The organism is Streptomyces sp. NPDC048295 (assembly GCF_040652135.1).
Lineage (GTDB): Bacteria > Actinomycetota > Actinomycetes > Streptomycetales > Streptomycetaceae > Streptomyces.
Genome location: NZ_JBEZLL010000039.1, coordinates 16,291 through 40,724, shown reverse-complemented (window position 1 = coordinate 40,724; position 24,434 = coordinate 16,291). Strand labels below are relative to the sequence as shown.

The 24,434-nt window shown below is 70.5% G+C and carries 27 protein-coding genes and 1 pseudogene; 14 read left to right on the top strand and 14 right to left on the bottom strand.

Annotated elements, in window-relative coordinates; genetic code table 11:
• Nucleotides 1-4: 4 nt before the first annotated feature.
• A complete protein-coding gene (locus AB0D53_RS37585) occupies nucleotides 5-643 on the bottom strand; it encodes an HAD family hydrolase (protein ID WP_362453858.1) in 639 nt (212 codons plus the stop codon).
• 94 nt (nucleotides 644-737) lie between these two features.
• On the opposite strand from AB0D53_RS37585, the gene AB0D53_RS37580 reads away from it, so the two are divergent.
• The 4 genes from AB0D53_RS37580 to AB0D53_RS37565 all read left to right on the top strand — a co-directional run bounded on the left by AB0D53_RS37580 (nucleotide 738) and on the right by AB0D53_RS37565 (nucleotide 5,549).
• On the top strand, nucleotides 738-1,037 hold the full coding sequence (locus AB0D53_RS37580; RefSeq protein ID WP_362453857.1) for a helix-turn-helix domain-containing protein: 300 nt from the start codon (nucleotides 738-740) through the stop codon (nucleotides 1,035-1,037).
• 1,033 nt (nucleotides 1,038-2,070) lie between these two features.
• Nucleotides 2,071-4,212, top strand: a complete 2,142-nt coding sequence (locus AB0D53_RS37575) for a hypothetical protein (RefSeq protein WP_362453856.1) — start codon at nucleotides 2,071-2,073, stop codon at nucleotides 4,210-4,212.
• Nucleotides 4,209-5,036, top strand: coding sequence for a DciA family protein (locus tag AB0D53_RS37570; RefSeq protein WP_362453855.1), 828 nt, complete (start codon nucleotides 4,209-4,211; stop codon nucleotides 5,034-5,036). Before AB0D53_RS37575 ends, AB0D53_RS37570 begins: the two co-directional genes overlap by 4 nt.
• Before the next feature lie 33 nt (nucleotides 5,037-5,069).
• Nucleotides 5,070-5,549 carry a hypothetical protein gene (locus tag AB0D53_RS37565; RefSeq protein ID WP_362453854.1) on the top strand — a complete coding sequence of 160 codons (480 nt, stop codon included), beginning with the start codon at nucleotides 5,070-5,072 and terminating at the stop codon, nucleotides 5,547-5,549.
• 52 nt (nucleotides 5,550-5,601) lie between these two features.
• Here the strand turns inward: AB0D53_RS37565 and AB0D53_RS37560 are convergent, their stop codons facing one another.
• Complete coding sequence (locus AB0D53_RS37560; RefSeq protein ID WP_362453853.1) at nucleotides 5,602-6,270, bottom strand: hypothetical protein; 669 nt, start codon at nucleotides 6,268-6,270, stop codon at nucleotides 5,602-5,604.
• Nucleotides 6,271-6,513: 243 nt separating this feature from the next.
• On the opposite strand from AB0D53_RS37560, the gene AB0D53_RS37555 reads away from it, so the two are divergent.
• Nucleotides 6,514-6,783, top strand: coding sequence for a hypothetical protein (locus tag AB0D53_RS37555; protein WP_362453852.1), 270 nt, complete (start codon nucleotides 6,514-6,516; stop codon nucleotides 6,781-6,783).
• A 7-nt stretch (nucleotides 6,784-6,790) separates the two neighbouring features.
• Here the strand turns inward: AB0D53_RS37555 and AB0D53_RS37550 are convergent, their stop codons facing one another.
• The gene (locus AB0D53_RS37550; RefSeq protein WP_362453851.1) at nucleotides 6,791-7,231 is read right to left on the bottom strand and encodes a hypothetical protein; all 441 of its coding nucleotides are present in this window, start codon (nucleotides 7,229-7,231) and stop codon (nucleotides 6,791-6,793) included.
• Nucleotides 7,232-7,363: 132 nt separating this feature from the next.
• Here AB0D53_RS37550 and AB0D53_RS37545 point away from each other — a divergent pair, with 132 nt between their 5' ends.
• Nucleotides 7,364-7,636, top strand: coding sequence for a hypothetical protein (locus tag AB0D53_RS37545; protein WP_362453850.1), 273 nt, complete (start codon nucleotides 7,364-7,366; stop codon nucleotides 7,634-7,636).
• A gap of 50 nt (nucleotides 7,637-7,686) precedes the next feature.
• Complete coding sequence (locus tag AB0D53_RS37540) at nucleotides 7,687-8,376, top strand: DUF6083 domain-containing protein (RefSeq protein ID WP_362453849.1); 690 nt, start codon at nucleotides 7,687-7,689, stop codon at nucleotides 8,374-8,376.
• Nucleotides 8,377-8,696: 320 nt separating this feature from the next.
• Here AB0D53_RS37540 and AB0D53_RS37535 read toward each other — a convergent pair whose 3' ends face one another.
• A complete protein-coding gene (locus tag AB0D53_RS37535; RefSeq protein ID WP_362453848.1) occupies nucleotides 8,697-8,855 on the bottom strand; it encodes a hypothetical protein in 159 nt (52 codons plus the stop codon).
• A 24-nt stretch (nucleotides 8,856-8,879) separates the two neighbouring features.
• Between AB0D53_RS37535 and AB0D53_RS37530 the strand changes: the two genes are divergently transcribed.
• The 3 genes from AB0D53_RS37530 (at nucleotide 8,880) to AB0D53_RS37520 (ending at nucleotide 11,610) form a co-directional block, all read left to right on the top strand.
• On the top strand, nucleotides 8,880-9,131 hold the full coding sequence (locus AB0D53_RS37530; RefSeq protein WP_362453847.1) for a transposase: 252 nt from the start codon (nucleotides 8,880-8,882) through the stop codon (nucleotides 9,129-9,131).
• A gap of 72 nt (nucleotides 9,132-9,203) precedes the next feature.
• The gene (locus tag AB0D53_RS37525) at nucleotides 9,204-11,033 is read left to right on the top strand and encodes a thiol-activated cytolysin family protein (RefSeq protein ID WP_362453846.1); all 1,830 of its coding nucleotides are present in this window, start codon (nucleotides 9,204-9,206) and stop codon (nucleotides 11,031-11,033) included.
• 160 nt (nucleotides 11,034-11,193) lie between these two features.
• Nucleotides 11,194-11,610 (top strand): hypothetical protein, encoded by a 417-nt coding sequence (locus tag AB0D53_RS37520; protein WP_362453845.1) that lies wholly within the window; start codon nucleotides 11,194-11,196, stop codon nucleotides 11,608-11,610.
• A 417-nt stretch (nucleotides 11,611-12,027) separates the two neighbouring features.
• Here AB0D53_RS37520 and AB0D53_RS37515 read toward each other — a convergent pair whose 3' ends face one another.
• From AB0D53_RS37515 to sigK, 9 genes are all read right to left on the bottom strand, one after another.
• A complete protein-coding gene (locus AB0D53_RS37515) occupies nucleotides 12,028-12,684 on the bottom strand; it encodes an alpha/beta hydrolase (protein ID WP_362453903.1) in 657 nt (218 codons plus the stop codon).
• 89 nt (nucleotides 12,685-12,773) lie between these two features.
• A complete protein-coding gene (locus AB0D53_RS37510; protein WP_362453844.1) occupies nucleotides 12,774-13,592 on the bottom strand; it encodes a DUF1295 domain-containing protein in 819 nt (272 codons plus the stop codon).
• On the bottom strand, nucleotides 13,589-14,875 hold the full coding sequence (locus AB0D53_RS37505) for a cyclopropane-fatty-acyl-phospholipid synthase family protein (protein ID WP_362453843.1): 1,287 nt from the start codon (nucleotides 14,873-14,875) through the stop codon (nucleotides 13,589-13,591). The genes AB0D53_RS37510 and AB0D53_RS37505 overlap by 4 nt, the downstream gene beginning before the upstream one ends.
• The gene (locus AB0D53_RS37500) at nucleotides 14,872-16,218 is read right to left on the bottom strand and encodes a class I SAM-dependent methyltransferase (protein WP_362453842.1); all 1,347 of its coding nucleotides are present in this window, start codon (nucleotides 16,216-16,218) and stop codon (nucleotides 14,872-14,874) included. The genes AB0D53_RS37505 and AB0D53_RS37500 overlap by 4 nt, the downstream gene beginning before the upstream one ends.
• Nucleotides 16,215-16,919 carry a DUF1365 domain-containing protein gene (locus AB0D53_RS37495; RefSeq protein ID WP_362453902.1) on the bottom strand — a complete coding sequence of 235 codons (705 nt, stop codon included), beginning with the start codon at nucleotides 16,917-16,919 and terminating at the stop codon, nucleotides 16,215-16,217. The genes AB0D53_RS37500 and AB0D53_RS37495 overlap by 4 nt, the downstream gene beginning before the upstream one ends.
• 83 nt (nucleotides 16,920-17,002) lie before the next feature.
• Nucleotides 17,003-18,250, bottom strand: a complete 1,248-nt coding sequence (locus AB0D53_RS37490; RefSeq protein ID WP_362453841.1) for an FAD-dependent oxidoreductase — start codon at nucleotides 18,248-18,250, stop codon at nucleotides 17,003-17,005.
• 154 nt (nucleotides 18,251-18,404) lie between these two features.
• A complete protein-coding gene (locus tag AB0D53_RS37485) occupies nucleotides 18,405-18,749 on the bottom strand; it encodes a redoxin domain-containing protein (RefSeq protein ID WP_362453901.1) in 345 nt (114 codons plus the stop codon).
• Between the two features lie 46 nt (nucleotides 18,750-18,795).
• The gene (locus AB0D53_RS37480) at nucleotides 18,796-19,545 is read right to left on the bottom strand and encodes an anti-sigma factor (RefSeq protein ID WP_362453840.1); all 750 of its coding nucleotides are present in this window, start codon (nucleotides 19,543-19,545) and stop codon (nucleotides 18,796-18,798) included.
• Nucleotides 19,542-20,066, bottom strand: a complete 525-nt coding sequence (gene sigK / locus AB0D53_RS37475) for an ECF RNA polymerase sigma factor SigK (RefSeq protein WP_362453900.1) — start codon at nucleotides 20,064-20,066, stop codon at nucleotides 19,542-19,544. The genes AB0D53_RS37480 and sigK overlap by 4 nt, the downstream gene beginning before the upstream one ends.
• 448 nt (nucleotides 20,067-20,514) lie before the next feature.
• Between sigK and AB0D53_RS37470 the strand changes: the two genes are divergently transcribed.
• Nucleotides 20,515-20,754: a chaplin gene (locus AB0D53_RS37470; RefSeq protein ID WP_362453839.1), complete on the top strand. Its 240-nt coding sequence runs from the start codon at nucleotides 20,515-20,517 to the stop codon at nucleotides 20,752-20,754.
• 188 nt (nucleotides 20,755-20,942) lie between these two features.
• Here the strand turns inward: AB0D53_RS37470 and AB0D53_RS37465 are convergent, their stop codons facing one another.
• The gene (locus AB0D53_RS37465) at nucleotides 20,943-21,188 is read right to left on the bottom strand and encodes a hypothetical protein (RefSeq protein ID WP_362453838.1); all 246 of its coding nucleotides are present in this window, start codon (nucleotides 21,186-21,188) and stop codon (nucleotides 20,943-20,945) included.
• Here AB0D53_RS37465 and AB0D53_RS37460 point away from each other — a divergent pair.
• From AB0D53_RS37460 to AB0D53_RS37450, 3 genes and pseudogenes are all read left to right on the top strand, one after another.
• Nucleotides 21,179-21,916 (top strand): annotated as a pseudogene (locus AB0D53_RS37460) (MMPL family transporter); the annotation flags it as partial. The gene AB0D53_RS37465 and the pseudogene AB0D53_RS37460 sit on opposite strands and share 10 nt — an antisense overlap.
• Nucleotides 21,917-22,055: 139 nt before the next feature.
• Nucleotides 22,056-23,648 carry a molybdopterin-dependent oxidoreductase gene (locus AB0D53_RS37455; protein ID WP_362453837.1) on the top strand — a complete coding sequence of 531 codons (1,593 nt, stop codon included), beginning with the start codon at nucleotides 22,056-22,058 and terminating at the stop codon, nucleotides 23,646-23,648.
• Between the two features lie 89 nt (nucleotides 23,649-23,737).
• A complete protein-coding gene (locus tag AB0D53_RS37450; protein WP_362453899.1) occupies nucleotides 23,738-24,388 on the top strand; it encodes a fasciclin domain-containing protein in 651 nt (216 codons plus the stop codon).
• Nucleotides 24,389-24,434: the final 46 nt, after the last annotated feature.

Here is a 24,434-nt window from a genome sequence, read left to right as displayed (position 1 = left end):
GGTGCTACTCCGTCTTGTTCAGAATGGCGATGGCGTCGGTGACGTCGTCAACAACGTGGTGCGCGGCGGAAAGACCGTCAGGCCAGGGGCGACCGCGCAACCAGATGGTGCGCAGGCCTGCCTTGTGACCGCCTCCGATGTCCCCGGCCGGGTTGTCGCCGACCATCCAACCGCCGTCCGCGAGGCTGGCCCCGCAACGCGAGGCCGCGAGTGCGAAGAGGCGGCGATCCGGCTTACGGATCTCCAGGTCACCCGAGACCGCGACACCGTCGACCAAGTCGGCGAGGCCGGTTGCGGCGAGTTTGGCGCGCTGGATGTCGCCAGCCCCGTTGGTGACGACGCCGATCGTCCATGCGGCTGCTCGCAGTCGGGCCAGGCCCTCGAGGACCTCGGGGCGGCAGGTGGCCGTGGCCGTCATCAGGTCGACGTAGCGCTGCCACAAGTGCGCCGCAGGTTCCTGCAGTCCGAAGATGTCACGCAGCCGTGCGAAGTCGTCTGGGAAGGCACGGTCAGCGAGATGGGCGTACAGCCACTCCTGAATGTCCCGCCCGTAGTTCTGCTCGTTGGTAAGCGTGGCAATGGCGTCGGTGAAGGCGGCTGTGCGGTTGACCAGGGTGTTGTCGAGGTCGAAGAGGGCCAGCATGGCTATGACTCTATCGGCGTATCGAAGCCTGCTGCCAGAAACCAATCCCGTCGTGTATCTTTCAGATATTCGTCGATCATGAAAGGGTTGGGGCATGTCCAATGCGGATCCCATCAAGCGGATCGATGCGCTGCTGGACGACGTCCTGCCCCCTCCACATGTGCGAGGGCAGCTGCGCCGTGCCGCTGGGCTGACTCAGCAGGACGTCGCGGAGGCGATCGGTGTGAAGCGGCTCGCCGTAGCGCGCTGGGAGTTGGGCGAGACCTACCCTCGACGCCCGCATCGCGCTGCATACTTGCACTTTCTGAGACGACTGGCGGAGCGCTACCCGGAAGCGACGGGCCCGGATTCGGGCATGCCGACGCCAGCCTCGGAATCAAGGGGGTCGGGGTGACGTAGCCGCCACCGGCCGCGCGCGCCAGACGGCGGACTGACAATCCACCCGGCCTCGCGCGGCCCTTCGTTCCGACCGGGCTTGACACCCCGGATCGGCTACTCAGTCCCGGCTTGACACCCGGTTCCGAGCTTCGGCTCATCGAGCCACTGCATTTCCCACTGCAATACCCCGCCTTGACAAGCGGGTCGGCCCCTTTGACAAGGGCCAACAAGCAAGACCCCGGCCGCTGACAACGGCCGGTGTTTCGCCCAACCACGGGGTCCCGTGACAGGGGCCCTGTGGTCCACCACCGAGACGAGAGGAGAAATCTCCCCCAGCTGTTCGGCCCGTGCCCGCTCCTCACGGAGGGGGCTGGTGTCTCCCAGTTCGTTCGTCGGCCGTCCCGCGTTGCGGGGTGGTCCGGCTCGCTTATGAGAGTTGGTGTATCCGCCATAGTGCAGCACGCGGGTATGTCTTGTCAGCTTGACCTTGTCCGTTTCACCCCGGTACGGGCCACGCGATCTTCCTGTACATCAAGGAAGGCGCTTGCAGTTTGGGGCGTTTATTCAATTTGGCCGTATAAATCCTTGGTCAGAGGTGTAACCGACGCGACAAACGCCGCCGCTGGCTCGAACGGCGCTGACAGGCTCGGCGAGAGCGGGGCTTGCGGGGCTAACCCCCGCCCGGGCCACGGTGCCGCCATGCCTCTCTACCTCTCCTCCTCCTGCCCCGTGTCGACGTCGGCCGCCCCGCTCGTACGCTCGCTGCCCGAGTTCATCAACAACTCCGTCGACGACGTCCTCGAGGGGGCCGTCCCGCCACACGGGACGGGTTCCAAGATTTCTGCCCGCCGTGCGGGAGCGCGGGGGGTAATCCGGGCTAAGCGGGCTCTGTCCACAGGCCGCCTGTTGCAGGGTCGGCGGATGGATCAGGAAGCGCGCGTTTTGCCTGCTGAGGGGGGTGTCCGCTTTGGCGTGTACACCGGCCCGATGACGATGCAGACGGCTTCGGTCCTGGTGGTACCCGCCGCTCCTGTCGGGGCGGTGGGCCGGTGAGCGCCGTGGCGGCGTCGGCCGCCAGGTTCGCGCGCCCCCGTACGGAGTTGTCCGTCCTGGCCGGGCCGGTCCCGGAGCGGGCCGCAGGTCATCCGCTGTCGCTCGGTCGGGACGCGCGCGCCCGCCTGGGTGGCGCCGTGCGCATGTTGCTGGACGTGGCCGGCCTGACCGGGACGTCGGACGCGGTGCGCTTGGCGGTGCTCGTGCTGGCGTCGCGGACGCCGTCGGAGACCGGTGTGGTGAAGATCCATACCTCGGAGCTGGGCCGGTGGATCGGAATGTCGGCGTCGTACACGGCGTCCGTGGTGGTGCCGGGGCTGCGACGCTCAGGTGTGGTGTCGGTGGAGACCGAGATGGGCGAGTACCGCGAGGACATCGGCCTGGAGTGCCGGGTCCTGCCGCTGTGGGCAACCCAGGGGGTGGTGGGACATCCGCTGGCTCTGGCGAAGAAAGAGCTGGCGACGCTGCAGAGGCTGGTGGAGGCGGTGATGGCGCCGGGCTGGGCACACCGGGACGGCTCGGTCACTCCGGCCGGGCTGATCGGTACGCGTACCGGTCGCGGCGCGGCGACGGACCGGCTGGCGCTGCTGCTGCTGGTGCTGGAGGCGCGGGAGACCGGGCGGGTGCGGCAGTGCGGCGGAAGCGTGGACACCAAGCGCGGCCGGGCCGCGGCGACGGTGGCCCGGCTTCTGGGCTGCACGGCGTCGGCGGGGGAGCGGGTGCTGGAGCGCCTGGAGGACCGGAAGCTGGTGCTGCGGGTGCGCCTGAAGACGGCCTCGGGCCTGTCGAACCGGTCGCGGCTGATGGTGCCGGCGGTCGCCGCCGCACACGGCCGCACGGTCGCCGACGACGTCCAGGAGGACCGTGCGGAAGCCATGGCGCCCGAGTTTTCAGACCCCGACGATGCGGCAGGGCCTGGTGAGGCACCGGAGCTGGGGAAGGAACCACAGGTCAGCGGCGTGCCGGTGACGGATGAGGCGGATGTTGCAGAGCCCGACGTTGCGGCAGCCCTTCACACTGACCACCCTCACCTGGTTACTCCCGTCCTTCCTCTCGCTCTCTCTGATGGCTTTTCCGGCGAAGGCCGTGGTGGGTCCGGTGATCTGCCGGACCGCGCGTGCGTACGCGAGGACGGCAGCCCGCTGCGCGGGGAACAGCCGAAGAAGTCCCCGTCGATCAGCAGCGAGAAGCCCGGCCGCGGGCCGGTGGCCGGTGCTCCGGTGCGGACCGTGGACGGCGGAGGTCAGGGCAGGCAGCAGCGAGGGAGGGTGGCTCTGCCGTCGGAGGATCTGCAGGCCGTCTTTGCCCCGGTCGACCTGGTGTGGGCGCGCCTGGAGCGTCGGAGCGCCCGGAAGCTTGTGGAGGCCGCCGCCCGTAGAGAGCTGGCCCGGGTGGTCGGGTTCGCCGGCCGTGCGGACGCTCCGCAGGTCCTCGCCGACCGCGTCGCTCGGCGCCTGGAGGACCAGATGCGGCTGCACGGGCCGATCAAGGACCCGGTGGGCTGGCTGATCGGCCTGGCCCTGCCCCAGCGTCAGCGGTGCGGCGACGTCCGGTGTGACGACCGGCTGCTGCTCGACTCCGGGCAGGACTGCCCGCGCTGCGCAGAGAAGCAGGACGACCGCCGCGACCAGCGCCGTGCGGTCGCGGCCGCCGTCGACGCCGCGATGCCCGGCGCCTCGGAAGCAGAGCGTCGGGCGGCAACCGAGCAGCAACTGCACCAGGACGTGACGGCCAGGGCGTGGGCGAAGGTGTACGAGTGGGAGCAGCACCGGGCGCAAAGGGCCGCCGCAGCTCAGGCCCGTGCCGAAGCCGCGGCCGCGCAGCCCGAGGACGGCATCCCGGCCGCGCCGGTGGCTTCGGTCGTTCTGCCCGCGCCCCGTCCGGCCGCCGCGCTCGCCCCTGACGTCGACGACGTCGACCAGGAGCAGGAGCTCGTCCTCGAGGACCTGACCCGTGAGCAGGTCCGCGCCTGGCGGGTACGCGGGATGAAGGACCACGGCGTCGTCTTCGACCACATCGACCAGTACGGCGAGACGGCGGCCAGGCGCCTGTTCAGCAACCAGCTGGTCGATGAAGCGCAGCGCCTGGAGGGCACGCACCACCTGGTCCTCGGGCACACCACCTGGGGGCAGGCATGAACGACGGCGAGGTGTCCGGCGTCGACCTGGCCCGGGTCGCGCTGCGGGCCGCGATGGAGGCGGCCCGGAAGAACGGCAGCGGCCAGAAGACGAAGAAGAAGCCGCGGACCGGTACGGCGGTGCGGCGCCACGGGCGCGAGCCGATGGGCCTGGGCGCGGCGATCGGCGCGCTGGTCACCGACCGGGCCTGGGAGCTCCCGGCCGTCGGCGGGACCGTGCTGGACCGCTGGCCCGACATCGCGGCCGCCGTCGCGCCGCAGCTTCCCGACCACGTCGCTGCCGTCGCCTTCCACCCGGAGACCGGCCAGCTGGACCTGCGCCCCGACTCCCCGGCGTACGCCACCCAGCTGCGGTTGATCAGCGCCCGCATTGTCGCTGCGGCCAACGAGTCGGCCGACACCAGCGCCGTGCGCGGCGTCCGGGTCCTGGCCGTCGGAGCCGCACCCGCGCCCCGGACCGCGCCCGAGGTCCCGGCCGCCGCGCCGAACGCTCCGCAGGCGCCGGTGAAGGCGCGCGAGATGGGATCGCCCGGCTTCCACCAGGCGCTCGCCGCGCACCAGGCTGTCGTGCCCCCGAGCCGCGTCGACCCGTCGATCGCGGAGGCAGTGGAGCGGCAGACCAAGGCCATGCGGGCGTTCAGCCGCCGGGCGTTCCCCGAGCCGGAGGTGTCTCCGGAAAACCAGCTGGCCCCGATCGAGCAGGCACGTGTCCAGCGTCGCCGCCAGGCCGCGGCGACCGAGGCTGCCGCAATGCGCCGGGCCCGTGCCGAGCGGGCGGGAACGATGTCCCGCAGGTCCGAGCCCTCGTTGGGTAAGACGGCGTAAGTGGCGCCATCACAGTACGGATGGAGACGATCAGTGACGAAGCACCTGGACCCGTGGGACCCCGATTTTGAGTGGCCGGAGGAGGGTGAGCGAGAGCCCGAACCACCCTGTGGTCGCTGCGAATGGTGCCAGGTCGCACAGTCGGCATTCGACGGGCTCCTGGACGTCGCCGATGGCTTGTGGCGTCGCTACCAGGCCCCCGAGCAGAACAGCTTCACCGTCAACGGCCGCAATCTGCACCGGACGGTCTGTTCCTACATCCGAGGTGTGATGCCGACCGAGCACGCTCGCCTGGAAGGGGAGGCGTATGACCTCGCTCTCCAGAAGTGGGCGCACGACGATCACGACTACAACAGCATGGGCGCGGCCAGGCGCTACAGCGCTCATCTGCTACTCGAAATCATGACGCCCGGCGAAACGCAGGAGTGGATCGCTTCAAGAGCCCGGCCGCGCGGGAAGCCGGACTACCGGCTGTGCAAGACGTGCCGCCCAGAAGTGCTCACGGACTCGTAGCGCGTCCCCGTCGTCGGGGGATACGGCACGGCTGCCTGGCAGGGCACGGCGATCAGGGGCGGCGGGCAAGGACGTCGTCGATACGCGACGCGTCAGCGACCCAGGCCGCAGCGGCGGGCGCTATGAAGCCGAGCACGGTCTGGATGTCGTCACGGCGGGCTTCGAGCGGCAGGTGCCAGATGCCCTCGTGGTGGGCGATGCGGTTGCGGAACTTGTGCAGTCGCTTGACCGGGTCCTCCACCGTGTTCAGGGCACGGTTGGGAGCGTGCGGGAAGGCGCCGGCCACGTCGGGCCAGAGGCTGGTCTTGTACTGGCGGGCCAGCAGGAAGCGCCAGAACCCGAAGCTCAGCTCCGCGATGATCTTTCCGCGCGGGATGGCCGTGCCGCCCCGGCCTGCGCGCTGCTGTGCCTGGACGATGTCGCCGCGGGCCTTGCCGCTGAGCGGGACCGCCGCGTCGGCGTACCACTCCGCGGTGCGTCCCCGGCGCTGCTGGCGGGCCACGAGCCGGGCATCGACCGCGTTGCGCAGCATGATCTCCAGGTGCCCCAGCGGCTCGAAGAACGCGGCGGCGAGATCGCTGTTCCACCGGTACAACGCGAGCGCGGCGGTGGTGTCGCCGACGCGCGCGGCCAGGTACGGGTTCAGCCGGTCGGGGCTGATCAGCTCGATGACGGCCTTGTCGCCGGGCGGCTGGATGCTGGTGGGTGGCGTGCTGTGCATGGTGGGGTAATCGTAGGTACACTGGTCGACGAAGACCCTGGAATCGTCCCTGGTAGCCCTCTAACGAGGGCAGGCCATACCCCCAGGGTTCAGACTTTGAGGGCCCCACCAACTGGTGGGGCCCTCAGTTTTTTGTCGCCGTTCCTCTCAGTCGTCAACCCCGGTATTGCGGCGCCGCCCGTTTCGGTGATCTCCGGCCCGATCACGCTCACAGCGACCGAGGCCGTCACCAGACTCGCGATCGTGACCGACCTGAACATCCCCGGCCCCGCCTCCGAAGACCTTCCCAGCGGGGCGGGCCGGACGACAGTCGGCACCGGCCGCGTCCGCTTCCCGCTCGCGCGGTGGGTGCTTGCCCCTCGTACGACGTGGCAGGCGCGCCGCCTGGCCGCCGACTTCGGCGAGGGGATGGACGCCCGGACCGCATGGGTGATGGCACGCCTGGCGCGCCACCCCGACGAGCGCGTCTATGCCATGGGCCACCTGAACGACGACCGACGGGCCGCGGACTGAGCAGAGCTCAGGCGCCGGCCTTCGGCTTGTGCAGAGCGGTTCCCTCGCCGGGCACAGCCTCGTCATCGGTGGACCACAGGGCGCGTCCGAGGAAGTACAGGGCGATCATCCCGGCGTAGATGAACGTGCCCCAGCCGAGGATCAGCAGGAAGACGTTCGCGTCGCCGCGTGGGGCGCTGTAGGCGACGCCCTGCCCGGTGGTGAACAGCCACGGGAACCAGGCGGAGCGGATGAAGCCCGGGTCGGCGTGCCGGCCTCCGCCCCGGCGCCACGCCATCAGCGGGACCGATGCGAAGCCGACACTGGCCAGGCAGTACATGAGGGCGAAGAAGCCGTTGGCGATGAACCGGTGGCCGTTGGTGATCCCGAGGTAGGCAACCCCGGGCAGGAACATCACGGCCGCCGCTCCGAAGCCCAGCACCTCGCCACGGTCTCGAACCTTCGCCACGCTCTTCCCCTGCTGTCGACGTCTCACCCGGCACCGTACCGGCCGCGCCCGGCCGGTACCGCCGATCGGCAAGAAGGGCCGGGAGGACGGGGCCGGCGGCGCGCGGGCTCCTCGGGGGTGGGAACGTGCCGGGTGACGTGCCGGCTGACCCTGGCACTGTGCAGCAAACTGGCTGATGCCGTCAGCAACCGACTGCTCCTGCCGGCCTGGTTCGCCACCGTCCTCGGCCCGGCAGCACCACCCGCGCAAGCTACCGAACGCTGGCTCGAATGCGCGATCCGCGTCCTGCTTTACCGCCTCACCTGCCGCGTCACCGACCGGGTCCTCGCCCTTGGTGAACCGCCCGTTCAGGTGATCCGCGATGGGCACCCTGCCGCGCTCCGGCCGGGATGGGTCCGGCCGTAGCGCCAGGAGATGACGCGTGATGGTGTTCGGCTGCCACTAGGGTGCGTGCCGTGAGCAGCAAGTACGCCGATCTCGGCCGCTTGACAGAGTGCTGGCGGTGCGGAGACACCGTCCAGGCATACCCGGACCCCGCCGGCGAGGAAGTCGTTCTCGATGTCCGTTTGGCGCCCACCAGCCTTGTGCCTGTCGAGTTGCGCTGGCGGGTCAACGGCAACGGCATCTGCCTCCCGCTGGGCTGGGCCGACCCGACCGACACGGTCCGCGTCAGTCACGACCCCATCTGCGCCGGCAGCCCTCGCCCCGACCTTGCGCTCCTGCGTACCTACCTCGGCGGGGAAGACGTCATTGCCCAGGGGCTGGAGACCGTACTCACCGCATTCCTGGAGCGCCTGCCCGAGCAGAACTGGCATCCCACGGCGGACGACGTCCGCACCGTCCAGTGCCCGCGCTGTGAGGCCATCCCCGCTTTTCCCTGTACGGACTCCGAGGACCTGCCGCGTAAGTCCAACCACAGAGAACGCATCGCCGAGTTCCACCAGGCACGCTACAACGCCTCCCCTGTAGCGCGGTTGGCCGGCCGGACGGTCCGCCTGCTTCGCCCCTCGCGCAGCCAGGTGCGCACCATCGCCTGTCCCCGCTGCCTCGCTCTCCCTCGTCAGCCCTGCAGGAACAACCAGGGAAAGCAGCCCCGGGCCGCCAACCACAAGGAACGCGTCGACGCCTACACCGGTGACACCTGAGCACACCGCCCACCTGACCAAGAGGCGGCAGCTAGGTAGCACTGCGGCGATCGTGGGGAGCGTGATAGGTCTCGGAGGCGTCGCTGCCCGTGGCTCGCTCCAGGCGGCGCAGCAGCAGCTCTGCGTGGACGAGCGCGGCGATACCGGTGACCGCGGCAGCGAGCATGACCAGCTAGACAGCGGCCTGCCACGGCGATTCGGTCCGCAGTACGTACGGCGTGAACGCCGCCATCACGACGGCGAGCACACTGATTGCGGCCAGCCAGACGAGTCTCATCGCGTTCTCCTTCGGGCGTCGTCGGGACGGGTCCGCGCTAATTTCACCCGCTTTTGTAGAGTTTCGGCGCGTCATTCGCATCCGATATTCGAACAGACGTACCCAGGACCGGCCGCCGCATCTGGCCGGCGGACAGAGCCCAGTCGACGTCGCCCAACTGCGGCCACTCGGTGACCAGCACCGCAGCGTCCGCGCCGACCATGGCCTCCTCCGGACTCGCGTGACGATGAAGGCACTCGTTGCCGAGCGGGACTGGCTGACGGTGGTCCTGCTGCCCGGGTATGCGCCCGACCTCAACCCGGTCGAGGGCCTGTGGGCGCACATCAAGCGGAGCCTGGCCAACCTGGCCGCCCGCACCCTCAACGAGCTGGAGACTCTGCTCCGCAGGCGGCTCAAAGCGCTGCAGTACCGGCACGGCATCCTCGGCGGATTCCTCGCCGGGACGGGCCTCGCCGTCGACAGACCGGACAGACCCTAATACGCCGAAGTCAGTAAGCGGTGAGCGGAGGGTCCCACCACCTCGTCGCTTCGCACGATCCTGCCCTGTCCGATGAAACGGAATCGATCCCTCAGCCCCAGCCTGTTGCGGTATCTGTCGTCTGAAATGTGGCGTTCGGGTGAGGAAGTCACGTTTCCGCTGGCAACACCCCGCGGCGCGCAGCCCGAGGGGCGCCGCCAATCGGCAGTCTCGGCATCACTGACCGAGTCGGCGAAGAAGGGCAACCTCATGACGGGCAGCCAAGCGGGCACCAAGGGCAAGGAGCCGGAACCGGCGCGGGCGGTATGTGACGGCAACGGGATCCACAGCGTGCGCTGGAAGGTACCCGGCGCGACCCGGTACGAGGTCTACTTCGTACCCGCGCTTCCCGGTCCTGAGACCGAGCCGGTACCGGTGGCCAGCGGGAAGAGAACCGAAGACCTGGCCTTCACTCCGCCCCTACTTGATGAAGCCGGGGCCTATGCCGTTCTGGCGTTCGCCGACGGAAGCCCCTTGCCCCTTGCGGGCTCCGTGCTGGGCACCCAGCCCTCCGAGGGCAAGGCCGACATCAGCGGCTACCTGACCCAGTGGGGGGAGTGGAGCAAGCTCCACCCCCACAAGCCGAACGCCAAGACCCCGGTGGGCTCCCCCAGCGTCAGCACCGTCAAGGGCGTCAAACGCACCAAGCAGACCTACAGCCTGACCAAGAACCCGGATGAGGTGATCACGTTCAATCCGAACACGAACACCTGCTTCCCCGGCGCGATCGTCCAGTCCGGTCCCGCCATCACCCAGGGCTACCTCATCCCGGCCGGCATCGAGGACGCGGACCGCGCCGACATCACGGTCACCGTGGACCGCCTCACCGGACGCCATGAGACGGCCTCCCCGCCGTCAGCGTCCCGCGTCACCGCAGCCATCGGCAAGGCCGTGGGAGACGACGCCCCGGGCCACGCCGACATCGTCTACAAATACACCTCCGCGTACTCCAGCACCGAAGTCGCGCTGGAACTCGGAGTCTCCGCGAGCTACGGAGGTTTCTCCGCCTCCCTCGACATCGACGCCAAACGCGAGGAAATGAAGAACACCGTCATGGTGTACCTCCGCGAACGGGCCTTCACCGCGTTCTGTGACACCTCCACCCCCGAAGCACTCTTCAAGGACACCTTCACCAGCCAGAAAGTCGACAAGCTGATCAACAACGGGAAAATGGGGCCTGGCAAACCCCCACTGCTCGTCAACAGCGTGGTCTACGGGCGCATCCTCACCTTCACCATGACCTCCAAGGCATCCGAAACGGAAATCAACGCGGCACTCAAAGCCGGATACAGTGGATTCGCCGACGTGTCCGCCAGCGTCAAAGCCCACTACAAGCAGATCCTCAAGGACTCCGAAATCAGCATCATTGGAGTCTCCGTCACACCCGACATGATCAAGGGACTCCTGACTGAAGGAAACCTCAACGATTATTTCAGCAAAACCAAGAAGTACAAAGAATACGGAATCATCGGCTACACACTCCAGACCCTTGACGGAGTACCGGCCAAAATGAGCGAAAGCACCACCTATGATGCCGTCGTGTGGGGAGGAGCCGGAACCGTCAACCTCAAGTTCGAGGACTGGCGGTGGGTCGCGGTCGCTGGAACTTCGCCCACTCTGCTCATCGACGGAGAATGGGTTCACGGACAAATCAATCGAGCGTGGCCCGCGAGCGGATTCGCTTCCCCCTTCCACATTCAAGGGATCGCGTGCCCGTGGGGCGGCGACGTACAGACCTTTACGATTGAGCTGACCGTCGACCCGAAGAGCGAGAACTGGTTCGCCAACGGAAACACCAAGCACTACGGGCGGGCGAAGAAGTCTGACAACAAATATTTCGACTACATCGCCACTAAGAATTAACCGATACCTCTCTCGCGCCGGACATGCCGGATTCTCCGCCGTGTCCACACGCATCTGAGACCCATTCCGCCAACTCCCTGTTCCGCTTTCCTGAGTGCGGACACCCGGGCTCCGGGGGGACACGGCCGGTCCAAACAGGACGGAGCGAAGTATGCCCCCCGTGACTCCTGCCAGGACAGCGAAACACCTGGCCAGACACACTGCCGACAAAGACGGGCAGCAGCGCATGAAGAAGGCCCTCCTCGGCAAGATCGAGGGCGGCACCACCGAAGCCAACCTCAGCCAGGCACTCAACGCCGTCTACGACACAGAGGGAAAGGACAGCGGATTCTGCGAAGTCGACAAAAAGCAGCGCAATATCCGGCACTGCAGCGCCGGAAAATCCGGAGGCAGTGGGGACGGAGCCACCATTTTCTACTACTGGGACAAGGACACCGCGACGCCGTACCTCGGTATCATCGCCATGGGGCACCACCTCGATGGCAGCCACTACCAAATCTACGAAAATTACGGGCAGTACACCTCGCCGTTCCAGTGCAAGAAGAAAGTCAACGTCCGAGGTGACCAGGAAATCTGATCGGCGAGCTGGCCGACGGCCACACGGCCGTCGCCCCGAGGCTGCATGGGCAGGAAATCTTCAGCTGCCCCGTACTGCATGACCGGGGAAGCGGGCAGTCCCGCGTACGAACACACACTGAAATAGACATTCGGCACACGGCAAGGAAATGGCCGCTGGCGGCGCACCCCTGACCGCGGCCGGCGCGGTGATGTACTTCCTGTCCGGGCCCGGCCTCCCTGTACTCGTTACCGGCTTGGCGTTGCTCCTCACCGGCCTCGCCATGGCCCTCGCCGACCGGCGATAGACCCCCGTTCGACATCGTCTGCACGCCCCGACACCCCGGCAGGAATCCTGCGGCGATGATCTGGTAGTGGACCAGCCTGACGGCGTCGTGGTGGTGGGATCTTGCCCGTGCCGGACTCGGCGGAAGCGCGGTCAGGTTGGCGTTCGGCGGCGGGGCGCGGTGATGTCGGCGGCGTCGACCGGTGTGGTGCTCCAGGCGGTCTCCTCGGACTGGCCGCCGCCGGGCGGTGGCGTCAGGCCGAGGACTGTGGCCGCGCAGGCCGTGGTGAGGCGGTGCCACAGGCAGGCGTCGTAGATCATGGCGTGGTGGCCGCGGGGCATGCGGATGCCGCGGACATGGGCCCCGGCCGCGTGGGCGCGGCGGAGGTAGTTCCAGGTCTCCGTGGCGGAGGTGATCCGGTCGGCCTGGTCGTGGAGGGCCATGACCGTGCGGCCTGCAAGGTGCCCGACCGGTTCGCCGGGCGGGCACCAGGGTGCCAGGGCGACGACACCCCGCACGTCTGGATCGTCCGCGGCACGCAGCGCTGCTCTCGCGCCCATGGAATGACCGACCAGCACGACGGGAAGCGGCCCGGCAGTATTCCGCAGTTCTTCCAGTGCGCGTCTGGCGTCCTGGACGGGGTCGGCCCTGTGCCCGTTCCAGCCGCGCAGCCGGTAGCGGACGGAGGCGACCAAGACGTCCGAGAAGCGTGGGTCTTGGTTCATCGTGCGGGCGAACGGCCGCATCCTCAGGCGGGGGAGGTTGAGCAGAGGTGGTGGCGTGAGGGAGTCGGCGCGACCGCCGTGCAGGACAAGTACCGCTCCGGACGCGGGCAGGAACGGCGGCTGAGGCAGCCGGAGAGCACTGTGTTCGCGCGGGCTGTTAAAGCCGTGGCTGTTCACCGGGTGCCCCCGACGGATGTTTTCGGGGGAAGCGGCAGGAAGCCGCTGGTGCGGGCGGCGTACTCGGCGTAGCCGGGGCGGTCGGCCATGTGCTTCTCCAGGAGTCGCTTGCCGCTGCCCACCGTGAGCAGCAGGGTCATGAGGACCGGGGCGATCAGGACGGCGAGGGCGGGCTGCCAGGCGGTGCAGGCGAGCAGGTAGAGGCCCCACCAGACGAGGCTGTCGCCGAAGTAGTTGGGGTGCCTCGTCCAGGCCCACAGGCCGCGGTCCATGATGCGTCCCCGGTTGGCGGGCTCCTCCTTGAAGCGTGCCAGCTGGTGGTCGCCGACGGCCTCGAAGGCCAGCCCGAGCGCCCACACCGCGATCCCGCACCAGGCGAGCGGGCCCAGAGGTTGGGAGCTGTAGGAGGCGGCCTGGACGGGCAGGGAGATCAGCCAGACCAGGGCTGCCTGGGCGACGTAGACGGTGCGCAGGGCGTACAGGGTCCGGTTGCCGGGGGCCTTGTCGAGGAGGGCGGCGTAGCGGGGGTCCTCGCCGTGGCCGCGGGAGCGCCACGCGATGTGCGCGGCCAGCCGCAGCCCCCAGACGGCGGTGGCCGCGGCGACGAGCAGGCGCCGCCAGTCGTCGCCGTGTCCGGCGGAGAGCAGCCAGGTGGCGAGGGCGACGGCGGCGAAGGCGAGGCCCCACGCGATGTCGACGATGCGGTGCAGCCCGCGGCGGACGGCCACGGCGAAGGTGGCGAGGAGCATTGCCCCCGCCACGGCCGCGCAGGCGGCGAGGTTGACGCCGAGGGCTGCCCAGTTGGTGCCGGTCATGCCGGGCTCTGAGCGGTGTACCAGGTGGTGGGTGTGGCCGGCATGGCGGAGGTCCCCTCCCGGGTGGGGCGTACGGCGAGGATCTGGTCGACGCCCATGCGGCGTTCGGCGAAGGCCAGCGAAGCCCCGGCCAGGTAGAGGCGCCATACCCGGCCGGTGGTCTCTCCGACCAGGGCCTCGACGTCGCTCCAGCGTCGCTCCAGGGTGGCGCGCCAGGCGTCGATGGTGGTCGTGTAGTGCTCGCGGAGGGATTCGGTGGAGCGGACCTCCAGGCCGACGTCCTCCAGCAGGTCCACGGTCCGGCCGACGGGGCGCATGTGCATGTCGGGGGCGATGTACGTCTCGATGAAGGCGCCGCCGCCGGGGGTGTGGGCGCCGCGGGACATCTGCTGGATCAGCAGTCGGCCTGCGGGGCGCAGCGCGTCGTGGAGCTTCGTGGTGAAGGCGGGGTATTCGGCGTCACCGACGTGTTCGCCCATCTCGACGGCGGCGGCCGCGTCGTAGCCGCCGCCGTCAATGTGCCGCCAGTGTCGGAGGGTGACGTCCACCAGGTCGGCCACCCCCTCGCGTGCGGCCCGCTCGGTGACGAAGTCGCGCTGGGCGCGGGAGAGGGTGACGGCGGTGACGCGCACCTTGTGCTCGCGGGCGGCGTGCACGGTGAGGGAGCCCCAGCCGCAGCCGACGTCGAGCAGCCGGTCCCCGGCGCGCAGTCCGAGTTTGCGGCAGATCAGTTTGAGCTTGTCGCGCTGGGCGTCGGCGAGGGTGTACGTGGGGTCGTCGGGCCGGGTCCAGTAGGCGCAGGAGTACGCCATGGACGGGTCGAGGAGGAGTGCGTAGAACTCGTTGGAGAGGTCGTAGTGGTGGCTGATTGCGGCCCGGTCGCGGGAGGCGCTGTGCAGGGGGCCGCTCAGCCGGGCCCGCCCGTGCGGGCGCGGCGGGGGCGGACCGGCGGCGCCGAGGCGTACGGCGAGTGCGGCGGCCGCCGCCATGCCCGCCGGCCGGGGGCGGGCCGCAGGGCGGTCGCGGACGGCCTTGCCGGCCCGTGACAGGACGTCGGCGAGGTTGCCTTCGACGTCGAGGTCACCGGTGACGTACGCCTCGGCGAGGCCGAGTTCGCCCGGCTGCCACAGCAGACGGCGCAGCGCTTGGGGTGAGCGGAGCGTGACGAGGGGGGCGTCCGCGGGGCCGGACTGGCTGCCGTCCCAGGCACGGACGCGCACCGGGAGGGTGCCGGGCAGGAAGTGGCCGAGGAGCTGGGCGAGTCGGTCGGCGGCGGGCCTCACGGTCGGGTCCCTTCGGTAAGGAGGAGCTGGCGCACGTCGAGGTAGCCGGAGCGGAATCCGGCTTCGGAGTAGGCGAGGTAGAACTCCCACGTGCGCTGGAAGACGGTGTCGAAGCCGAGGGCGGTGACGGCGGGCCGGTTGGCGGTGAACCGCTCCCGCCACAGGCGCAGGGTTTCCGCGTAGTGCTCGCCGTAGCCGTGGTCGGCGGCGGTGGTCAGCCCGGCGGCGGCGGAGTGCTGGGCGATCGCCCGGCGGGAGGGGATCAGGCCGCCGGGGAAGACGTACTTGCTGATCCAGGTGTGGGTGGCGGCGGTGTGCAGCATCTGCTGGTGGCCCATGGTGATGGCCTGAAGGGCGATCCTGCCGCCGGGGGCGAGGGCGCGGCGAAGCGCGGTGAAGTAGGAGGGCCAGAACTCGGCGCCGACGGCCTCGATCATCTCGACGCTGATCACGGCGTCGTGGCGGCCCTCGGCGTCGCGGTAGTCGCGCAGCTGCACGTCCACCCGGTCGGCGAGCCCGGCGGCAGCGATGCGCGCACGGGCCAGGTCGGCCTGTTCGGCGGAGAGGGTCAGGGTGGTGACCTTCGCGCCGCGGGCGGCGGCCCGCTGGGCGAGTTCGCCCCAGCCGGTGCCGATCTCCAGCAGCCGGGTGCCGTCGCCCACCCGGGCGAGGTCCAAGAGGCGGTCGATCTTGCGGTGCTGGGCTTCGGGGAGGGAGGCTGGGCGGGCGGGGAAGCCGGTGAAGAGGGCGGAGGAGTAGGAGAGGGTGGGGTCGAGGAAGGCGGAGAACAGGTCGTTGGACAGGTCGTAGTGTCGCTGGATGTTCTCGCGGGCACCGGCGCGGGTGTTGCGGTCGGCGGCGGGCCGGGCGGACACCCACAGGCCGCGCAGCCGCCGCAGCGGGGCGGGGACCAGCTCGTCGACATGGCGCGCGAGCACGGTCAGTACACCGGCCGGGTCGTCGCTGTCCCATTCCCCGGCCATGTAGGACTCGCCGAAGCCGATCAGGCCGTCGCGGCCGATGCGCCGGTAAAAGGCGTCCGGGTCGTGCAGGGTCAGCAGCGGGCCGGCGACGCCGGCGGCGGACGCGGTCAGGCCCAGCCGGTCCAGCGCGCGGCCCACGAGGTGGCGGGCGACGGCGGTCCGGGCGGCTCCGGCGGAGGGCAGCCGGGCCACGTCGGGCCAGCGCTCCGCGTCGACCTCGCTACGGCGCCCAGCGGGCGCGGCGGGGCCGGTGGCGCGGGCCGGGGAGGTCCGTCGGCGGGGCTCGGTCTGCGGGGGGATCCCGACGGCGCGGTCGGACGGCCGGGTGCGGCCGGGGGACGTGGTGGCGGGCTGGGTCACGAGGGCGTGCCTTCCTGCGGGGTGGAGTGGGGACGGGGGTGTACGGGCAGACCGCGCAGCAGCAGGGCGATGCCGTGGCGGCGGATGCCGGCCCAGACGGCGGCGGTCGACCACGGTCTGCGGACGGCGGCAGACAGCAGGGCGGGGATGGTGGCGGGGCGCCAGCGGCCCCGGACGACGGCGGTGAACGCCCGGCCCTCCGCGTGGTCGAGGTGGACTGCGAGCCGCAGCCGGTCTCCGGGCAGCGGAAGCCGCATCCGGTAGCGGCCCTCGACCGCGAAGAAGGGCGAGACGTAGAACTCCTTGTCGGTCTCCGCCTCGTCGCTCTCGTCCGGCCGCAGCAGGTAGCAGTGGCGCTGCCCGTAGGTGTTGTGGACCTCGGCCACGACGCAGACGAGAGCGCCGGAGCGGTCGTGGCACCAGTACACGCTGAGCGGGTTGAAGACGAAGCCGAACACCCGGGCGTGCGCCAGCATCGTGACGCGGCCGCCGTCCAGGTCGATGCCGTGGGCGGCCAGGTAGGCGTCGAGTCCGGCGCGGATGGTGGCAGAGCCGCCGGTGAAGTGGTCGCGGGCGTCGAACCGGGCGAGCGGGCGCACCGGCCGGGGCAGCACGGGCAGCCGGTCCAGGTCCACGCACCACAGGTACGTGCGGTGCCGGAAGGCGTGGCGCAGCGGGGTGGTACGGGCGTGCGTGATCACGCACTCGTAGAGAGCAGCGGCGGGTGTCCCGGCCGACGCCGGTGCGGCGGTCTTCGTGCGTGCGGCAGCTCGCGCGGTTCCGGTCACCAGCGCACCCCCAGGGACCGGGCGGCGTCCGCGCCGGAGCGGCAGCCGTCCTCGTGGAAGCCCCAGCCGTGCCAGGCCCCGGCATACGCGGTGACCCCATCGTTCAGGCGGGGCAGCTGCCTCTGCGCGGCAACCGATGCGGGGGTGTACACCGGGTGCTCGTAGACCATCCGCTCCACCACCCGGTCGGCGGCGATGCCGTCCTCCCCGCCCAGGGTGACGAGGTAGTCGGCGCCTGCGGGCAGGTGCTGCAGGCGCCGCATGTCGTAGCTGACGCGGACCGGCTCTGCGGAGGGGTCGCAGCCGCTCATGCGGTAGTTCCAGCAGGCGCGGGCGCTCGGTGAGCGCGGCAGGACGGCGGTGTCGGTGTGCAGCACGGTGGGGTTGCGCGAGTAGGTGAAGGCGCCCAGGAGCCGCTTCTCGTCTTTGGTGGGGTCGGCGAGCAGGCGCAGCGCCTGGTCGGGGTGCGTGGCGATGACGACGGCGTCGAAGGCGTCGGTGCTGCCGTCCCCGGTGGTGATCAGCGCGCCCCGCCCGGTGCGCCGCCCGGTGCGCCGGACGGTGTCGACCGGGCTGGAGGTGCGGATGCGGTGGATGTGTTTGGCGGCGGCGGTGACGTAGGCGGCGGATCCGCCGGTGACGGTCTTCCATTGCGGGGAGCCGGTGACCGACAGCAGGCCGTGGTGGTGCAGGAAGGTGAAGAGGTAGACGGCCGGGTAGGACAGGGCCGTCTGCGCGGGGCAGGACCACACCGCCGCGACCAGCGGGAGGGCGAAGTGGCTGACGAAATAGGGGGAGAAGCCGCCCTGGCGCAGGAAGTCCCTGAACGTCAGCGTCGGATCCGTCCCGCGGGCCAGCATGCGGCGGGCACCGCGGTGGAAGACCGGTACCTCGGCCAGCAGCCGCAGGTAGCTCCAGCGCCAAGCCCGCCGGGAGGCGAACAGGGCGGCCGGGCCGCGGGCGCCCGCGTACTCCAGGCCGCAGCCGTCGCACCGCACCGACATGCTCATCTCGGCGTCCTGCGTGCCGACGCCCAGCTCGCGGAAGAGCCGCAGGAGGGTGGGGTAGGTGCGCTCGTTGTGGACGATGAACCCCGAATCCACCGCCACCGTGCGCCCACCGGGGCCCGGCATGTCCCGGGTGTGGGCGTGGCCGCCGAGCCGCCCGTCCGCCTCGTACAGGGTGACCTCGTACGAGGACGCCAGGATGTAGGCGGCGGTCAGGCCCGCTGCCCCGCCTCCCACGACGGCCGCTTTCCGCGCTTCCACCACAACCGCTCCCGCCACTTGACACGCCGCCAGGCTGCTGCGTTTCACCCGTACTTCGCAGCGGCCCGGCGGCCGGATTGGAGGAGATCCGCGGCTGTGGGGCGGCTCGTCGCGGGAGTCGTGCGTGGGTTCAGGCGGTGAGTCGGGCGAGCTGTGCGGCCAGGGCGGTGGCGGGCGGGTAGGTGGCGCCTACGGCGGTGACGTGCTTCCAGTGCGGGCGGCCCGTGCCGGTGAGGATGAACACCGCCCGGCGCACCCCGATCAAAGGTGCGGTGATACCGAAGGACTTCGCCACCGTGAGCCCGGTGTCGGACAGAAGCGGCATGTACAGGCCGCGGCTACGGGCGAACTTTTCGTGACTGTGACGCCTTGGGGGGCTGATGCCCCATACGGCGGATCCGGCGGCCCCAAGGTCGGTCAGGCCGTCGGAGTAGGACCGATCTTCAGGATGGGGGCCGTGGGACCTCGCTTCGATGGGTTGATGCGCCCGGCGCCCGGCGGGCCGGGGCGCCGGGGTGCGGTCAGGCGGGAAGGTTCATCAGGAGCAGGGGGTCGGTGGTGGGCTGGGGGGATCCTCCGGCGGGTTCGAGGGTGAGGCCGACGGCGCCGGCGTCGGCGGTGTTGCCGGTGAGGATCACGGTGCCGTCGTGTTCGATGAGTCCGGCCGAGAGCATGGTGCCGTCGTGGTCGAGCCACAGCTGGTAGGTCTTGCCCGCCTCGGGGGCGGGCAGGTTGGCGGCGCTGAAGACGGCCTTGTTCTGCCGGGCGGAGGCGACCACGGTGGTCAGCGCGCCGTTGGCGGCCTTGCCGTGGACGGTGCGGGCATCGGGGGCGGCCAGGACGGCGCCGACCGCGTCGAGTTGCTGCCGGGCCTGACGTGCCTGCTGCTTCAGCTCCTGTCCGCTCTGCGCCTGCCAGACGGCGACGCCGCCCAGCGCCGCGGCGGCCAAGCTGGCCGCCAGCGCGAGCGGCACGGCCCGGCGGCGAACGGTGCCGCCGAGAGCGGGCACCGGGGCGGGGGCGGGTACGCGCGGCGGGAGCTGACGTACGCCGTCGATGGCGGCCATGACCTTTGCCTTGGCCGTGGCGGGCGGCGGCTGGGAGGCGGCTGCGGCCAGGCGGGCGGCGGTCGCTTCGAACTCGGCGGCTTCCTGCCGGCAGGCCTCACAGGCCTGAAGGTGGGCGTCGAAGGCTTGCCGTTCGCTGTCCTCGAGTGCGCCCAGCGCGTAGGCGGCGGCGAGGGTGTGGGCGTCGGTGGCGTGGTGTTTCACGTGGTCACCCCCATGCAGTCGCGGAGCCGGATGAGCCCGTCGCGCATGCGTGTCTTGATGGTGGGAAGAGGAGTGCGCAGGGCTTCCGCGACCTCACGGTAGGTCAGCCCCCGGTAGTAGGCCAAGGTCACCGCCTGGCGCTGGAGTTCGGTCAGACCTTGCAGACAGCGGCGCACCTGCTCGGATTCCAGGCGGGTTTCCACCTGCTCGGCGACCTCGTCGAAGGCGGTGGTGTGCTCGCGGGCGGCCTGGGCGTGCTCGCGGTCGACGGCCGCCTGGGCGGAGCGGACCCGGTCCACGGCCCGCCGGTGGGCGATCGTGGCCGCCCACGTCTGGACGCTGCCGGCGTCGGGCCGGTAGCGGGCGGCTTGCCGCCACAGGTCGATCATGACCTCTTGGGCGACCTCCTCGGACTGCGCCCGGTCGCGTACGACCTTGACCACGATCCCGAAGACCAAGGGTGCCAGGGCGTCGTAGAGGGCGGAAAAGGCCTGTTTGTCGCCGTGGGCGACCTTCTGCATGACATCGGTGAGATGGTGGCGGGCGGGGTCTGCGGGGCGGCCGGTGTGGAAGGGGATCGGTTGGTTCACCTGCGGGGCTCCGGCCGTGGAGAGAAGGCGAAGCCGCGGCCTGGGCGGGCCGTCGGGGGGCGGGGTGTCCATCGCATGCCGGTCCTTGTCGTCGCTCGTGCGGGGCCGGACCGCCCCCGGGGGACGGTCCGGCCTGGTGAAACCTGTGCGTGTGTCGTCTGGTCTTCGTAGCCGACAGGCCTGCGGATGGGAGACCTCTTCGTCACCCGCACAAGCCGGGATTGACCCGTAAGAGGGAAGCCGGCGCTTTTGGGCAAGCCGGTGGGCCGGCGGCGGCGAAGTGCCGGTGTGAGGGACACCGAAGGCATTCGCGGGTCTTCCTCACCGGCCGCGCGGGACCTCCGAGCGGCCGCACACCCTCACGGAAGGATATGAAGACATGGTTGATGTACGGCGAGGTCTGGCCGTGGCCCTGGCGGCCGGCGCGGTCGTCGTGGCCGGGGCGTCGGTGGCGTCCGCCGACGTCGGCGCGCAGGGTGTCGCCGCTTACTCGCCGGGCGTGGGCTCGGGCAACCTCATCCAGGTGCCCATCCACATTCCGGTCAACGCCTGCGGCAACACCGTCAGCGTCATCGGGCTGCTGAACCCGTCCTTCGGCAACACCTGCATCAACGCCTGACCCACACCGGGGACAAGAGCCCCGGTCCGGTGCCCTCAAGACGGGGAGGCGCCGGCCGGTGACCCGACCCGGCGCGGTGCCGGGCGCGGCCCTGGGGACGCGCTGCGTGCCAAAACCGCTGCTGGGCGGGTCGGCTGTGGGTGGCTGTCGGCACAGCCACCCACAGCACCCCGGTACCACTGAGCGGCCTACCAGGTGAGGACCGCGATGACCTGCTTGCCGAGGGCTGTGCGGCTGACGAAGAGGTCCGCGCCGAGGGCCCGGACGATCTCCAGCCCGCGGCCGCCCGGCCCGATCCGCCGCCTGCCGCGCGCACCGGGGCGCCCGGACAGGCCCGGCGTGCCGTCGCAGATCCTCGGTGACAGCGCGCGGGCAGACGGCGGGCTGACGTAGTGGCCGGGCACCAGAGCGCGCACGTTCACGTATGCGGTCATCGCACTCATCTCCCTGCTGCGCCGCGGTATCCCTGACCTTCCTGCCCGCCGTTCTCCTCCTGTGCGGGCAGCGGGTACTGCGCCCCGCTGGCGCGACGCCGCCGGGAGGCGGCCGGTGGAGCAAGGCCGGCCGTGCGATCGAGCGCTGGCCGCGCGGGGTGTGGGCCGCATGCCTGGTGCTGCTGGCAGCGGGAGCGGTCTTCGCCCCGCTCCTGGGGCAGGCCGGTGTTCGCTTGCACCGGGCCCTGCCTGCCGGTTCGCCCTCCGTTGCCGGGCACGACGTCCTTGCGCGCCACTTCCCTGCCCGGGCGGCCAGCCCTCTGATCGTCCTCACGCCTGCCACCCGCGTATCCGAGGTGCGCGGCCGGACGGCCGCGACGCGCGGGGTGGCCACGACTTCGGTCCCTACCCCACCCGGCGGGCAGACGACGGTGGTGGCGACGCTGACGGATGCCCCGGACAGTGCCGGTGCTCGCGAGACGGTGGTGCGGCTGCGCTCCGCGCTGGTGGGGACCGGGGCGCTGGTGGGCGGCCAGAACGCACAGCTCACCGACCTCCACCAGGCCTCCATCGACGGCCATCGGCTGATCATGCCGCTGGTGTTGGCGGTCGTCTGGGTCATCCTAATCGTTCTGCTGCGCTGTCTGCCGCTGCTGCTCGTAGCGGCCGCATGGATCAGCCTGTTCACGGCGTACGGCGCCGCCGCCCTCGTCCTCCAGATGGTTGCCGGCAGCGCCGCCACCGAGCCGGCCGTGGTGCTGTTCTCGCGGTCGGCCCGCGGCCTCCGCACCGGCGAGGTGAAGGCAACATCACCGGTCGGTTCACTCTTTCGGATGCCGGACCAATCCGCCGGGCGGGGGCCGCCGAATGGCGGGTGTGAGCAGCTTCCGCAGCATCCTCTCCCTCGCCGCCCGGGGCGCCCTGTCCGGCATTCTGGCCGCGTTCACGGCGCTGGCCGTGGCCGAGCTGGTCGCCGGACTGGTGCGTCCGGCGGCCGGGCCCGTGACGGTCGTCGGGGGAGCGGTGATCGACCGGACACCTGCCGCGGTGAAGGACTTCGCGATCCGTACGTTCGGCGAGAACGACAAGACCGTCCTGCAGCTGGGAATCCTGGCGATTCTCGCCCTCTTCGCCCTCGGTCTGGGCATCCTGGCCCTCTCGCACCGGCGGGCCGGCGCCGCCGGCGTCCTGCTGTTCGGGATCGTCGGTTCTGCTGCGGCCCTCGGCCGCCCCGACTCCACCGGCATTGGCGACGTGCTGCCCTCCCTCACCGGAGCCCTCGCCGGGGCGCTCGTCCTGTATTTCCTTGCTGTCAAAGCCGCACCCGGCCCGGCCCTCGCCGGTGGAGACGCTCAGGCCGCGACCGGCGGGTGGAGCCGGCGCGGTTTCCTCACCGCGGCCGGGGTCACCGCTGTGGCAGCCGGCTCGGTCGGCGCGCTCGGCCGGTACTTCGCCGGCCGCCAAGGCCGCGGCGCTGTCGCCTCCCGCAACAGCCTGGTCCTGCCGGCTCCCGCCTCACCGGCGCCCGCCGTCCCGGCCGACGTCCAGTTGAAGGTGGCCGGCATCAGTCTCTTAACCACCCCCAACTCCAACTTCTACCGCGTCGACACCGCCTTGACCGTGCCGAAGGTCGACGCAGACACCTGGCGGCTGCGCATCCACGGCCGCGGGGTCACCCGGCCGCGCACCTACCGCCTCGACCAGCTCCTGGCCCGTCCCCTCATCGAGCGCGACATCACGCTGACCTGTGTCTCCAACGAGGTCGGCGGCCCCTACATCGGCACCGCCCGCTGGCTCGGCGTCCCCCTTGCCGACCTTCTCGAGGAGACAGGAGTCCGGGCACCGTCCCGAGGGGGCAAGGCGGATCAGCTGGTGGCCCGCTCGGTGGACGGGATGACCCTCGGCTCCCCGGTCGAGGACGTCATGGACGGCCGGGACGCGATGCTTGCGGTCGGGATGAACGGCGAGCCGTTGCCCTTCGCCCACGGCTTCCCCGTGCGGATGCTCGTTCCCGGCCTGTACGGGTACGTATCGGCCTGCAAGTGGATCACCGACATCGAGCTGACCACCTTCGATGCCTACGACCCGTACTGGGTCAAGCGGAAGTGGGCCCGGAAGGCGCCGATCAAGACGCAGGCCCGCATCGACACCCCCAAGCCCTTCGCCCGCCCCGCGGCCGGCAGCATCACTGTCGCCGGGGTCGCATGGGCCCAGCACCGCGGCATCACCCGCGTCGAGGTCCGCATCGACGACGGCCCGTGGCAGGACACCGACCTCGCTGTCCAGGCCACCGTGGACACATGGCGCCAGTGGTCCTACCCCTGGAAGACCACACCCGGCGGGCACACGATCACCGTCCGCGCCACCGACGGCACCGGTCAGGTGCAGACCGAACAGCGCACACGGACCATCCCCGACGGCGCGAGCGGCTGGCACAGCGTCTTCGTCACCGTCCCCTAGACCACCCGGCGCGGCCGCACGGCCGCGTTCCGGGCAGCACGACCACCGGCGTCAACACCCCAGAGAAACCCTTCAAGGAGCAATCGATCATGAAGAACATGAAGATCCGCCGTACCGCGATCGCCGTCGCCGCAGCCGCCGTGCTGCCCTTCTCCCTGGCAGCGTGCTCCGATTCCGGCAGCGACACCAAGGCCGCCCCCACCGCGGCAGCCGGCGACCAGGCCAAGACCGGCGAAAGCACCACCGCGGGCGAATCGATGACCGGCGACCAGCCGTTCGGCCCGGCGTGTGCCGGAGTACCGAAGGAGGGCGCCGGCTCGTTCGACGGCATGGCCAAGGCCCCGGTCGCCACCGCCGCCTCCAACAACCCGGCCCTGTCCACCCTCGTCGCCGCGGTCAAGCAGGCCGGGCTCGTGGACACCCTCAACAACGCCAAGGACATCACCGTCTTCGCGCCGACCAACGACGCCTTCGCGAAGATCCCGAAGGCCGACCTCGACAAGGTCCTCGCCGACAAGGCCACCCTCACCAAGATCCTCACCTACCACGTGGTGGGCCAGAAGCTGACGCCCAAGCAGCTGGAGAACGGATCCTTCGAAACCCTCCAGAAGGGCATGGTCACCACCACCGGCTCCGGCGAGTCCTACAAGGTCAACGACACCTCCAACGTGGTCTGCGGCAACGTCAAGACCGCCAACGCCAACGTCTACATCGTCGACACCGTCCTGATGCCCAAGTAACCCTCGGCAGGAACACGAACCAGCAACGGCCGGTGGCCCCGCCTCC

Coding starts and splice junctions, on each gene's coding strand:
- AB0D53_RS37525 (WP_362453846.1), top strand. CDS start 9,204: ATGAAACGGAATCGATCCCTCAGCCCCAGCCTGTTGCGGTATCTGTCG.
- AB0D53_RS37530 (WP_362453847.1), top strand. CDS start 8,880: ATGAAGGCACTCGTTGCCGAGCGGGACTGGCTGACGGTGGTCCTGCTG.
- AB0D53_RS37465 (WP_362453838.1), bottom strand. CDS start 21,188: ATGACCGCATACGTGAACGTGCGCGCTCTGGTGCCCGGCCACTACGTC.
- AB0D53_RS37585 (WP_362453858.1), bottom strand. CDS start 643: ATGCTGGCCCTCTTCGACCTCGACAACACCCTGGTCAACCGCACAGCC.
- AB0D53_RS37450 (WP_362453899.1), top strand. CDS start 23,738: ATGAAGAACATGAAGATCCGCCGTACCGCGATCGCCGTCGCCGCAGCC.
- AB0D53_RS37455 (WP_362453837.1), top strand. CDS start 22,056: ATGGCGGGTGTGAGCAGCTTCCGCAGCATCCTCTCCCTCGCCGCCCGG.
- AB0D53_RS37510 (WP_362453844.1), bottom strand. CDS start 13,592: ATGACCGGCACCAACTGGGCAGCCCTCGGCGTCAACCTCGCCGCCTGC.
- AB0D53_RS37535 (WP_362453848.1), bottom strand. CDS start 8,855: ATGGTCGGCGCGGACGCTGCGGTGCTGGTCACCGAGTGGCCGCAGTTG.
- AB0D53_RS37470 (WP_362453839.1), top strand. CDS start 20,515: ATGGTTGATGTACGGCGAGGTCTGGCCGTGGCCCTGGCGGCCGGCGCG.
- sigK (WP_362453900.1), bottom strand. CDS start 20,066: ATGCAGAAGGTCGCCCACGGCGACAAACAGGCCTTTTCCGCCCTCTAC.
- AB0D53_RS37560 (WP_362453853.1), bottom strand. CDS start 6,270: ATGCACAGCACGCCACCCACCAGCATCCAGCCGCCCGGCGACAAGGCC.
- AB0D53_RS37580 (WP_362453857.1), top strand. CDS start 738: ATGTCCAATGCGGATCCCATCAAGCGGATCGATGCGCTGCTGGACGAC.
- AB0D53_RS37570 (WP_362453855.1), top strand. CDS start 4,209: ATGAACGACGGCGAGGTGTCCGGCGTCGACCTGGCCCGGGTCGCGCTG.